Origin of the sequence: Streptomyces panaciradicis (genome assembly GCF_023516615.1) — a bacterium.
GTDB classification, from domain to species: Bacteria; Actinomycetota; Actinomycetes; order Streptomycetales; family Streptomycetaceae; genus Streptomyces; species Streptomyces panaciradicis.
Genome location: NZ_JAMGBF010000176.1, coordinates 1 through 11,813, shown reverse-complemented (window position 1 = coordinate 11,813; position 11,813 = coordinate 1). Strand labels below are relative to the sequence as shown.

The window sequence follows — 11,813 nt, the reverse complement described above, 5'->3', positions numbered from 1 at the left end:
TGTCTACCAACGGGCCCTCGGCGACCGGGAATGCGGCACCGGACCGCTCGGGTTGACCCGGATATGACTCAGGACACACTGCTCCACCTGCTGTCGGATCACCGCGGCGGCGTACTGGTCACCCTCAAGCGAGACGGCCGCCCCCAGCTGTCGAACGTCAGCCACCACTACGACCCGGAAGAGCGGATCATCCGGATCTCCGTCACCGACGACCGGGCCAAGACCCGCAACCTGCGCCGCGACCCGCGGGTGTCCTACCACGTCTCCACCCCCGATCGCCGTGCCTACACCGTCGTCGAGGGCACCGCCGAGCTCTCGCCCGTCGCCAAGGACCCGCACGACGACACGGTGGAGGAACTGATCCGCCTCTACCGCGACGTCCTGGGCGAGCACCCCGACTGGGACGACTACCGCGCCGCGATGGTGCGCGACGGCCGGCTGGTGGTCCGGCTGAAGGTGGAGCGGGCGTACGGCATCCCGAAGGGTGCGAACGAGGGCTGAGACGGGCCGCCCGGCACGCCGGCAGGTCCGGTCCTAGGACCGTGGCCGCAGGTCGGATGTCGCATGGTCCGGGGATCACGTGCTGCCTAGGCTGCTCACCAGGACACCGCAGCGCAGGAGGAGACCTCGATGCCCGTCGACGGCCGCAGCCACATCCGTCTCGCCCGCCCGTCGCGGGACCTCGCCGCCGCCGAGCGGTTCTGGGTGACGGGACTCGGGCTGAGCGTCGTATGGCGGACCGAGGGCGGCGGCCAACCCGGCGAGCACGACCTGCTGATGGTCGGCTGGCCGGACGCCGGATGGCACCTGGAGCTCGTCCACGAGTCCGCGGCCCCGGTCGAACCCCGGCCCACCGAGGAGGACCTGCTCGTCGTCTACGTCGACGGGCCGGTCCCCGAGGACCTGGTGGCGCGGCTGGAGCAGCACGGAGGGAAGCGGGTGCCGTCCCCCAACCCGTACTGGAACCGCTGGGGCGTCACCGTCGAGGACCCCGACGGCTACCGCCTGGTGCTGTGCGAGCGCGGCTGGTCGAACAACTAGCCGCGCTCACCGTTCACTTGCCGACGTAGGCGGCCAGGTGCTGTCCCGTCAGCGTGGAGCGTGCCGCCACCAGGTCGGCAGGGGTGCCCTCGAAGACGATCCGGCCGCCGTCGTGGCCGGCGCCGGGGCCGAGGTCGACGATCCAGTCGGCGTGGGCCATCACCGCCTGGTGGTGCTCCACCACGATGACCGACTTCCCGGCGTCCACGAGCCGGTCCAGCAGGCCGAGCAACTGCTCCACGTCGGCCAGGTGCAGGCCCGCGGTCGGCTCGTCCAGGACGTAGACGCCGCCCTTGTCACCCATGTGCGTGGCCAGCTTCAGGCGTTGCCGCTCGCCGCCGGAGAGGGTGGTGAGGGGCTGGCCGAGCGTGAGGTAGCCGAGACCGACGTCGGCCAGGCGCGTCAGAATCCGGTGGGCGGCCGGGGTGCGTGCCTCGCCGGCCGCGAAGAACTCCTCCGCCTCGGCCACCGGCATCGCGAGCACCTCGCTGATGTCCCGGCCGCCGAAGCGGTACTCCAGCACCGACGCGTCGAACCGCTTGCCCTCGCAGTCCTCGCAGGTGCTGGAGACACCGGCCATCATCCCCAGGTCGGTGTAGACGACGCCGGCGCCGTTGCACGTCGGGCACGCGCCCTCGGAGTTGGCGCTGAACAGGGCCGGCTTCACCCCGTTGGCCTTGGCGAAGGCACTGCGGATCGGGTCGAGGAGACCGGTGTACGTCGCCGGGTTGCTGCGCCGGGAGCCGCGGATCGGGCTCTGGTCGACGGCCACCACCCCCGCGTCGCCCGGGATCGACCCGTGCACGAGCGAGCTCTTGCCGGAGCCGGCGACACCGGTGACCACGCACAGCACGCCCAGCGGGAGGTCGACGTCGACGTCCTGGAGGTTGTGCGTGCGCGCGCCCCGGATCTCCAGCGTTCCGGTCGCCTTGCGCACCGTGTCCTTCAGCGACGCCCGGTCGCCGAGGTGCCGGCCGGTGATGGTGCCGCTGTCCCGCAGCCCCTCCACCGTGCCCTCGTAGCAGACCGTGCCGCCGCCCGTGCCGGCGCCGGGGCCGAGGTCGACGACGTGGTCGGCGATCGCGATGACCTCCGGCTTGTGCTCCACGACCAGCACCGTGTTCCCCTTGTCCCGCAGGCGCAGCAGCAGCTCGTTCATCCGCTGGATGTCGTGCGGGTGCAGGCCGATGGTCGGCTCGTCGAAGACGTACGTCACATCGGTGAGGGAGGAGCCGAGGTGGCGGATCATCTTCACGCGCTGCGCCTCGCCGCCGGAGAGGGTGCCGGCGGGGCGGTCGAGGGAGAGGTAGCCGAGACCGATCTCGGTGAACGAGTCGAGGGTCTGCTGCAGCGCGGTCAGCAGCGGCGCCACCGACGGCTCCTTCAGACCGCGCACCCAGTCGGCCAGGTCGCTGATCTGCATCGCGCAGGCGTCGGCGATGTTGAGCTTCTTGATCCGCGCCTGGCGGGCGTGCTCGGCGAGCCGGGTGCCGTCGCAGTCGGGGCAGGTGGTGAAGGTCACGGCCCGCTCCACGAACGCCCGGATGTGCGGCTGCATCGCCTCCTTGTCCTTGGCGAGCATCGACTTCTGGATGCGCGGGATCAGACCCTCGTAGGTCATGTTGATGCCCGCGATCTTCATCCGGACCGGCTCGTGGTGCAGCAGGTCGTGCAGTTCCTTCTTGGTGAACTTCCGGATCGGCTTGTCGGGGTCGAAGAAGCCGGACTCCGCGTAGAGGCGGGAGTTCCAGCCGCCACCGGTGTAGCCGGGGACGGTGAAGGCGCCGTCGTTGATCGACTTGGTGTCGTCGTAGAGCTGGGTGAGGTCGAGGTCGGAGACGGCGCCGCGGCCCTCGCAGCGCGGGCACATGCCGCCGACCTTGTTGAAGGTGACCTTCTGCGCCTTCTTGGCGCCGCCCACCTTGATCGCGCCGGCCGCCGAGACGGAGGGCACGTTGAAGGCGAAGGCTCCGGGCGGGCCGACGTAGGGCTTGCCGAGGCGGCTGAAGAGGATGCGCAGCATCGCATTGGCGTCGGTGGCGGTGCCGACGGTGGAGCGCGGGTCGGCGCCCATGCGCTGCTGGTCGACGCTGATGGCGGTGGTCAGGCCGTCGAGGACGTCCACCTCGGGGCGGGCGAGGGTCGGCATGAAGCCCTGCACGAAGGCGCTGTAGGTCTCGTTGATCAGCCGCTGCGACTCGGCGGCGATCGTGTCGAACACCAGGGAGCTCTTGCCGGAGCCGGAGACACCGGTGAACACGGTCAGCCGGCGCTTCGGGAGCTCGACGCTGACGTCCTTGAGGTTGTTCTCGCGGGCGCCGTGCACGCGGATCAGGTCGTGGCTGTCGGCAGCGTGCTGCGAGGGTGCCGGCACCTTGCTCATCGTCTCTCCATCCGTCGCGCGGGTGACGCCCGTGACGGTCAGGCTAGGCGAGGCCCGGGAGCGGCGCTTCTCCATTCCTGACACACGTGCGTAGGCTCCGTCGGGTGATCAATGGCGCACACATGGTGATCCACTCCCGTGACGCGGAGGCGGACCGCCTCTTCCTGCGGGACGTCCTCGGCTGGGCGTACGTCGACGCCGGGCACGGCTGGCTGATCTTCGAGGCACCGCCCGCCGAGGTCGCCTGCCATCCGACCGACGGCGACCCGGCGCACGAACTGATGCTGATGTGCGACGACCTGGACACGACCGTCGCCGAACTCACCCGGGCGGGCGTGGAGTTCACGCGCTCCGCGCAGGACGCCCGGTGGGGCCGGGTGACGACACTGCGGCTGCCGGGCGGCGGCGAGATCGCCCTGTACGAGCCCCGGCACCCGCGGCCGGGGGGACCCGATCCGGTACGGACGCCGGAACCGTGACCCGACGACGCGCCGCCGGTCGCGTCAGCGCGAGAACCCGTGCCGTGGCACAACAACGGCCCCCTGTCGCTCACGCGGCACCATGGGCCGTGGCCGGACGGCGGCCCCTGCCACGCTCACGCGGACCTCGGCCGTGACCCGACGGCGGACCCCTGTCGCTCACGCGGCAACATGGACCGTGGCCGGACGGTGGCCCCTGCCACGCTCACGCGGACCTCGGCCGTGACCCGACGGCGGACCCCTGTCGCTCACGCGGCAACATGGACCGTGGCCGGACGGTGGCCCCTGCCACGCTCACGCGGACCTCGGCCGTGACCCGACGGCGGACCCCTGTCGCTCACGCGGCAACATGGACCGTGGCCGGACGGTGGCCCCTGCCACGCTCACGCGGAACTCGGGCTGTGAACTCGACGGCCCCCCTGTCGCGCGCGCGGACCTCGGGACGAGACCCGAGGGCGGCCCCGTGTCGCTCAGGCGGCAGCATGGACCGTGGCCGGACGGCGACCCCTGTCGCGCTCACGCGGAGCTCGGGCCGTGGCCCGACGGCCGACCCCTGGCGTGCGCACGCGTAAGCCCCGGACTCCGGTGGGCGGTGCCGTGGGGAGGCCGGGGCTTGCGCGCGAGGGGTCAGGCCGTCACCGTTTCGCGTTGGGCCGTCTCCGCGGCCGGGCGCTCGCCGAGGCGTTCGGTGGGGACCTTGGCCGTCTCGCGGGCCGAGAGGACGGCGATCACCGGCGGGACGCACAGGGCGGCGGTGAACAGGGCCACCGCGGACCAGTCGCCGCCGTCGGGGCCCGCGATCTCGGCGGCGAAGGTGACCGCGAAACCGGCGACTGCGAAGCCGATCTGGGTGCCGATCGCCATGCCGGACAGGCGGACCCGGGTGGAGAACATCTCGCCGTAGAAGGACGGCCACACGCCGTTCGCGGCGCTGTAGACGACCCCGAAGGCGACGATGCCCAGCACCAGGGTCAGCGGATAGTTCCCGGTGGAGATCGCCCAGAGGTACCCGAACATCGCCACCGCGCTGCCGGCGGCGCCGATCAGGTACACCGGCCGGCGGCCGATGCGGTCCGACAGCGTCGCCCACAGCGGGATCGCCGCGAGCGCGACGAGGTTCGCGAGCGCGCCCACCCACAGCATCGAGGAGCGGGACATGCCGACGGTGTCGCCGGTGGCGTAGGCGAGCGCCCAGACCGTGAAGATCGTGGAGACGGAGGCGATCAGCGCGCCCGCGATCACCCGCAGCACGTCCGCCCAGTGCTCGCGCAGCAGCACCGCCAGCGGCAGCTTCACGACCCCCTCGGAGGAGGACGCCTGCTGCGTGAAGGCCGGTGTCTCCTCCAGCCGGCGGCGGATGACCCAGCCGACGGCCGCGACGACGACGCTCGCCCAGAACGGCACCCGCCAGCCCCAGGTCAGCAACTGGTCCTCGGGCAGGGCCGCCACCGGGATGAAGACCAGGGTGGCGATGAGCTGGCCGCCCTGGGTGCCGCTGAGCGTGAAGCTGGTGAAGAAGCCGCGCCGGTGGCCCGGCGCGTGTTCCAGGGTCATGGAGTTGGCGCTGGCCTGCTCACCGGCGGCCGAGATGCCCTGCAGCACCCGGCACAGCACGAGCAGGACCGGCGCGAGGGTGCCGACCTGGGCACGGGTGGGCAGACAGCCGATCAGGAACGTCGACACACCCATCAGGATCAGCGTGAAGACCATGATCTTCTTGCGGCCCAGCTTGTCGCCGAAGTGGCCCAGGAAGAGCGCGCCGACCGGCCGGGCCGCGTAGGCGACACCGAACGTGGCCAGCGACAGCAGGGTCGCGGTGGCGGGGTCGGACTCGTCGAAGAACACCTTCGGGAAGATCAGCGCGGCCGCGCTGCCGTAGATGAAGAAGTCGTAGTACTCCAGGGCGCTGCCGATCCAGGCGGCGGCGGCCGCCTTCTTCGGCTGCCCGACGGCTTCGGCGGGGACGGACGACACGGCGGTGCTCCTTCGGGGGGACTCCAGCGTAGGCGGAGTGAGCGGAGAGGGAAGGTGCCGCGACCCTGGGGTGGCGGGGCGGCCGCGCCGGGCGCTACCCGGCTAATGAACGCACTGGATAGTTAGTAGCGGTTGTCCAGGGATGTTGCAGCCGCGTTTCCCGGGTGTCAAGAGGTGCCGTCGTACGGCTTCAGCCGGTGGCCCGCTCCGCCGTCAGGTAGGCGATCACCATGTCGCCCAGCATGGCGCGGTAGTGCTCGCGCCGCGCCGGGTCCACCAGGTCGCGGTCGAACAGGGCCCCGAAGGTCGCCCGGTTGGCGACCCGGAAGAAGCAGAACGAACTGATCATCGCGTGCAGGTCGACCGCGTCGACGTCGGCCGTGAACAGGCCCGACTCCTGTCCGGCGGCCAGGATGCGGCGGATCACGTCGAGGGCGGGGGAGCCCATCCGGCCGAGCTTCTCGGAGGCGGCGATGTGCTCGGCGCCGTGGATGTTCTCGATGCTGACCAGGCGGATGAAGTCCGGGTGCTGCTCGTGGTGGTCGAAGGTCAGCTCCGCCAGCCGCCGGATCGCCGCGACCGGGTCCAGGTGGTCCACGTCGAGCTGCTGCTCGGCCTCGCGGATCACGCCGTACGCGCGCTCCAGGACGGCCGTGAACAGCTGCTCCTTGCCGCCGAAGTAGTAGTAGATCATCCGCTTGGTGGTGCGGGTGCGGGCGGCGATCTCGTCGACCCGGGCGCCGTCGTAGCCGGCCCGCGCGAACTCCTGGGTGGCCACGTCGAGGATCTCGGCCTGGGTGCGGGCGGCGTCGCGGATCCGCCCGTTCGGTCGTGCCGGTTCGTCGACGCTGGTCATCGGGTTCCTTCGGGAGTGCGGCCGGTGCCGCAGATTCTAGAAGGAGCGCCGGGCGCCGCCCGCGGGGTCTTCCCGGGAAGGCCGTCCGGCTGCTATAGCTAACGTACTGGTTCGTACATTAGCGTCTGGCTCAGGAGGACCGCGTGGCCAAGGACTCGTATCTCGTCGGACTGATCGGCGCCGGCATCGGCCCCTCGCTCAGCCCGGCGCTGCACGAGCGGGAAGCGGACCGGCAGGGCCTGCGCTACCTGTACCGGCTCATCGACATCGACACCCTCGGCGTGCGCCCGGAAGCCGTCGGCGACCTGGTACGGGCCGCCCGCGACCTCGGCTACGACGGCCTGAACATCACCCACCCGTGCAAGCAGCTCGTCCTCGACCACCTCGACGCGCTCGCCCCGCAGGCCGAGGCGCTCGGCGCGGTCAACACGGTCGTCTTCGAGGACGGCCGCGCCACCGGCCACAACACCGACGTCACCGGCTTCGCCGCGTCCTTCGCCCGCGGACTGCCCGACGCACCGCTGGAGCGGGTCGTGCAGCTCGGTGCCGGCGGGGCGGGGGCGGCCGTCGCGCACGCCACCCTCACCCTCGGCGCCGGGCGGGTCACCGTCGTGGACGCGCTCGCCGACCGGGCGGCGGACCTCGCCGCCGCCCTGAACCGCCACTTCGGCGCCGGACGCGCCGCCGCCGCGACCCCGGACCGGCTTCCGGAACTCCTCGGCGGGGCCGACGGCGTCGTGCACGCCACCCCGACCGGCATGGCCGCCCACCCCGGCCTGCCCTTCGCCGCCGCACTGCTGCGCCCCGGACTCTGGGTGGCCGAGGTCGTCTACCGCCCGCTGGAGACCGAACTGCTGCGCACCGCACGCGCGGTGGGCTGCGCCACGCTGGACGGCGGCGGCATGGCCGTCTTCCAGGCCGCGGACGCCTTCCGCCTTTTCACCGGCCGCGAACCCGACACGGCCCGCATGCTGCGGGACATCGGCGAACTCGCGGGCGCCGTCACCGCCGCCAACTGAAACGGAGGTACCCGAAGGTGCGTACGTCCATCGCCACCGTCTCCCTCAGCGGCTCCCTCACCGAGAAGCTGACCGCGGCCTCCCGGGCCGGCTTCGACGGCGTCGAGATCTTCGAGAACGACCTGCTCGCCAGCCCGCTCGGCCCCGAGGAGATCCGCGCCCGGTGCGCCGACCTCGGCCTCACCGTCGACCTCTACCAGCCCCTGCGGGACATCGAGGCCGTACCCGAGGAGGAGTTCGCGCGGAACCTGCGCCGCGCCCGGCACAAGTTCGAGCTGATGCGGCGCCTCGGCGCCGACACGGTCCTCGTCTGCTCCAGCGTCCACCCCCTCGCGGCCGACGACGACGCCCTCGCCGCCGAGCAGCTGAGCCGGCTCGCCGACCTCGCGCAGGACTTCGGCGTCCGCGTCGCCTACGAGGCGCTCGCCTGGGGCCGCCACGTCAGCACCTACGACCACGCCTGGCACGTCGTCGAGACGGCGGGCCACCCCGCGCTGGGCACCTGCCTGGACAGCTTCCACATCCTCTCGCGCGGCTCGGACCCCAAGGGCATCGAGGACATCCCCGGCGAGAAGATCTTCTTCCTCCAGCTCGCGGACGCGCCCCTGCTCGCCATGGACGTCCTGCAGTGGAGCCGCCACTACCGCTGTTTCCCCGGCCAGGGCGGCTTCGACGTGGCCGGACTGGTGCGGCACGTGCTGCGCACGGGATACGACGGCCCGCTCTCCCTGGAGGTCTTCAACGACGTCTTCCGCCAGGCCGAGGCCGGCCCCACCGCCGTGGACGCCCACCGCTCCCTGCTCGTCCTGCAGGAACAGGTGGGCGTGGCCGACCTGCCCGCCCCGGTCGTCCCGACCGGCGTCGCCTTCGCCGAACTGGTCACGTCCGACGCCGGACCGGTCGCCGACGTGCTCGCCGCCCTGGGCTTCACCCGCGGCGCCCGGCACCGCAGCAAGCCCGTCGACCTGTGGCAGCAGGGCGAGGCCCGGGTCCTCGTCAACACCGGCACGGGCGTCCGGCGCGGCGACGGCACCGGGCTCGCCGCGATCGGCCTGGAGTCCCCGGACCCGCCCGGCGCCGCCCGCCGGGCCGAGGCGCTGCTCGCGCCGGTGCTGCCGCGCAGGCGCGCCGAGCGGGACGCCCCGCTGGACGCCGTGGCCGCCCCTGACGGCACCGAGCTGTTCTTCTGCGCCACCGACCGCCCCGGACTGCCCAATTGGCGGGCCGACTTCGAGGACACCGGGCAGCCGGCCGCCGGCACCGGCGTGACCCGCATCGACCACCTCGCCCTCGTCCAGCCCTGGCACCACTTCGACGAGGCCGCCCTCTTCCACCGCGGCGTCCTCGGTCTGTCCGCCCAGGAGAGCGTGGACGTCGCCGACCCCTACGGCCTGCTGCGCAGCCGCGCGGTCACGGGAGAAGGCGGCGGCGTGCGCATCGCCCTGTCGGTCGGCGCGGCCCCGGCCGACGACACCGTCCACGCCCAGCACATCGCCCTGTCGACCCCGGACGTGGTGACGGCGGCCCGGCGCTTCCGGGCGGCGGGCGGCGCGCTGCTGCCGATGCCGGCGAACTACTACGACGACCTGGCCGCCCGGTTCGCGTTCGCCGACGGCGAGCTGGAGACGTACCGCGAGCTGGGCATCCTCTACGACCGTGACGCCCACGGGGAGTTCCGGCACTGCTACACCCGGACCGTGGGCCGCGTCTTCTTCGAGCTGGTCCAGCGCGACGGCGGCTACCGCGGGTACGGCGCGGTCAACGCCCCCGTCCGGCTGGCCGCCCAGCACGCGGCGCGCCGGCTCACTGGCGGCTGACACTCCTGGTCACGCCGGTGACGACGGTCGTGGCCAGGACCCAGCCCGTGATGATCAGGGTGTAGGCCAGGTACTGGTACCAGCCGTCCGGGGCGAAGGCGTCCTCCTGGCCGAAGGAGATCACGGGCAGCAGCAGGTCGAGGGTGTAGAAGACGGGGTTGAAGTGCGGGGCCTCGGACGCCTTGAGCGGCCGGGGGTGGTGCGTCGCGAACGCGATCGAGCCGATCGCGAGCAGCGACAGCAGCCAGACCGCCGCTCGCAGCGGGCGGAAGCCGTAGCCGACGGTGGCGTCCTGGACGTATCCCCACAGGCGGCCGTACCAGGCGCGGGTGGTGCGCAGCCGGCGCTGCTTGGCGAGCTGCACCAGGCGGGCGGCGTAGTCGTCGCCGATGCGGCGGTAGGCGGCGGTCAGCTGCTCGTAGGAGTGGGGCTCGTAGCGGGGGTCGCGCTCCAGCATCGGCAGCCGGCGCTCGGCGGGCTCGTGCGGGGTGAGGGTGGTGTAGGTCAGGTCGCTGAGGAAGACCTTGGCCGGCAGCATCCCGGGGTCCAGGTACAGGACGTCGAGGTGGGCGCGGCGCAGATTGAGGATGCCCGCGACGGCGCCCTTCAGCAGCCACAGCTCGCCGATGGTGCAACTGCTCAGGCGCAGGGCCGTGCCGTCGGGGTTGGACAGCCGGGCCCGGGTCAGGTCGAAACGGGCCGGGACACGGGAGCCTCGAAGGTCGACCCGGCCGTCGGTGCGCACGGATCTCATCCTGAGGTCGGACCCCGTGTCCATGCGCAGGGCACTGACGGCCGTGGCCCCCGGGTTGTGGAACTCCGCCCCCTCCAGGTTCACCGTGCCCGCGACGGCCGCCCCGTCGAGCTGCACCTGGCCGTCGGCCCGCATCCCGGGCGCCCACAGGTCGTCGCCGATCTCGGCGTGGTGCAGCCGCAGCACCGGCTCCGGGTCGTCCGGCGCCGACAGACGCGCCCGCTCCAGGAACAGCGCCCCGGATATGTGGGCCCCGCCCAGCCGCACGGGCCCGGTGATCCGGCAGTCGGTCAGCCGCAGCACGCCCTCCACCCGCAGGGTGGCCGCGGTCAGGCCGGGCAGCGCGGAGTGGCTCAGGTTGAGCTGGCGGAACCGGGCGCCGTACAGCTCCGGAACCTCCTGGAAGTGGCAGTGGCTCAGCCGGACGGCGGCGTCGCTCGCGCCGTAGCGCAGGTCGAGGACTCCGGTGATCCGGGCTCCGGCCAGCTTGAGGGCCGCTATCTCCCCGGCCTCCTGGGGCCCGTTGAGCAGCAGGGCGCGCAACACGCTTGCCCGGACGGTCCGTTCGGGCCCCCACCGGCCGCCGTCCGTCACGTCCTCGTCGTCGCCTTCGCGGAAGTCGACGGCCGTTCCCGTGGCGAACGCCCGCCACACCCGCCGTTCGGCCGCCGTCAGCTCGTTGATCTCCACAAACCGGGAACTCTAGTCAGTCCCGGATCGGGCCACCACGGCAACGGCCCCGCTCAACAGGGGCGTTGAGCGGGGCCGTTCCACGTGGGCCCGACCGGTCGCGGGCCTACGGCCGGGTGTTCCACTCGGCGATGACCGGGTGGCCGTGCTCGGTGGACAGCCGGCCCACCGTGCCCGTCGCCAGCTGGAACAGCCGGCCCTCCGCCGGGGACAGCCCCAGCCGGCGTGCCGTCAGCACGCGCAGGAAGTGCCCATGGGCGACCAGGATCACGTCGCCCGTGCTGTTCTGCAGGGCCGCGTCGACGCGGGCCAGCACCCGGTCGGCCCGCTCGCCGACCTCGGCCGGCGTCTCCCCCGGGCGGCCCTCGCCGCCCGGCGGCACGCCGTGCAGCCACAGGTCCCAGTGCGGGCGGGTGCGGTGGATCTCGACGGTGGTGATGCCCTCGTAGGCGCCGTAGTTCCACTCGTGCAGGTTCGGCTCGACGGCCGTGCCGGTCAGGCCCGCCAGTTCGGCGGTCCGTACGGCGCGGGCCAGCGGGCTGGTGAGGGCGAGTGCGTACGTCCGCCGGGCGAGGAGCGGAGCGAGGGACTTGGCCTGCTCCTCACCGCGCCGGGTGAGGGGCAGGTCCGTGAAGCTGGTGTGCTGTCCCGAGGCGCTCCACTCGGTCTCGCCGTGACGGACCAGGAGGAGGTCACCCACGGCAGGCTACTTCTTCGACTCGACGGCGTGGCCGCCGAACTGGTTGCGCAGCGCGGCGACCATCTTCATCTGCGGCGAGTCGTCCTGGCGGGAGGAGAAG

General features: G+C 72.6%; 10 protein-coding genes and 1 pseudogene. 5 read left to right on the top strand and 6 right to left on the bottom strand.

Going from position 1 to position 11,813, the window contains the following annotated elements; all coding sequences use genetic code 11:
- Positions 1 to 63: 63 nt before the first annotated feature.
- Positions 64 to 501, top strand: coding sequence for a PPOX class F420-dependent oxidoreductase (locus tag M8J74_RS38370; protein ID WP_249840860.1), 438 nt, complete (start codon positions 64 to 66; stop codon positions 499 to 501).
- Positions 502 to 630: 129 nt separating this feature from the next.
- Positions 631 to 1,041: a VOC family protein gene (locus M8J74_RS38365; protein WP_249840859.1), complete on the top strand. Its 411-nt coding sequence runs from the start codon at positions 631 to 633 to the stop codon at positions 1,039 to 1,041.
- Positions 1,042 to 1,054: 13 nt separating this feature from the next.
- Here the strand turns inward: M8J74_RS38365 and M8J74_RS38360 are convergent, their stop codons facing one another.
- On the bottom strand, positions 1,055 to 3,424 hold the full coding sequence (locus M8J74_RS38360) for an ATP-binding cassette domain-containing protein (RefSeq protein WP_249840858.1): 2,370 nt from the start codon (positions 3,422 to 3,424) through the stop codon (positions 1,055 to 1,057).
- A 104-nt stretch (positions 3,425 to 3,528) separates the two neighbouring features.
- Between M8J74_RS38360 and M8J74_RS38355 the strand changes: the two genes are divergently transcribed.
- Positions 3,529 to 3,903 carry a VOC family protein gene (locus M8J74_RS38355; RefSeq protein ID WP_249840857.1) on the top strand — a complete coding sequence of 125 codons (375 nt, stop codon included), beginning with the start codon at positions 3,529 to 3,531 and terminating at the stop codon, positions 3,901 to 3,903.
- 627 nt (positions 3,904 to 4,530) lie between these two features.
- Here the strand turns inward: M8J74_RS38355 and M8J74_RS38350 are convergent.
- Entirely contained in the window at positions 4,531 to 5,877 is a 1,347-nt protein-coding gene (locus tag M8J74_RS38350; RefSeq protein WP_249840856.1) for an MFS transporter, read from the bottom strand.
- A 190-nt stretch (positions 5,878 to 6,067) separates the two neighbouring features.
- A complete protein-coding gene (locus tag M8J74_RS38345; protein ID WP_249840855.1) occupies positions 6,068 to 6,733 on the bottom strand; it encodes a TetR/AcrR family transcriptional regulator in 666 nt (221 codons plus the stop codon).
- Positions 6,734 to 6,876: 143 nt separating this feature from the next.
- Between M8J74_RS38345 and M8J74_RS38340 the strand changes: the two genes are divergently transcribed.
- Positions 6,877 to 7,752, top strand: coding sequence for a shikimate dehydrogenase (locus M8J74_RS38340; protein ID WP_249840854.1), 876 nt, complete (start codon positions 6,877 to 6,879; stop codon positions 7,750 to 7,752).
- A gap of 17 nt (positions 7,753 to 7,769) precedes the next feature.
- Complete coding sequence (locus M8J74_RS38335) at positions 7,770 to 9,569, top strand: bifunctional sugar phosphate isomerase/epimerase/4-hydroxyphenylpyruvate dioxygenase family protein (protein WP_249840853.1); 1,800 nt, start codon at positions 7,770 to 7,772, stop codon at positions 9,567 to 9,569.
- Here M8J74_RS38335 and M8J74_RS38330 read toward each other — a convergent pair.
- The 3 genes and pseudogenes from M8J74_RS38330 to M8J74_RS38320 all read right to left on the bottom strand — a co-directional run.
- On the bottom strand, positions 9,556 to 11,013 hold the full coding sequence (locus M8J74_RS38330) for a membrane-associated oxidoreductase (RefSeq protein WP_249840852.1): 1,458 nt from the start codon (positions 11,011 to 11,013) through the stop codon (positions 9,556 to 9,558). The two genes, M8J74_RS38335 and M8J74_RS38330, sit on opposite strands and share 14 nt — an antisense overlap.
- A gap of 106 nt (positions 11,014 to 11,119) precedes the next feature.
- Positions 11,120 to 11,713 carry a histidine phosphatase family protein gene (locus tag M8J74_RS38325; protein ID WP_058922024.1) on the bottom strand — a complete coding sequence of 198 codons (594 nt, stop codon included), beginning with the start codon at positions 11,711 to 11,713 and terminating at the stop codon, positions 11,120 to 11,122.
- Between the two features lie 6 nt (positions 11,714 to 11,719).
- Positions 11,720 to 11,813 (bottom strand): annotated as a pseudogene (locus M8J74_RS38320) (6-phosphogluconate dehydrogenase); the annotation flags it as partial.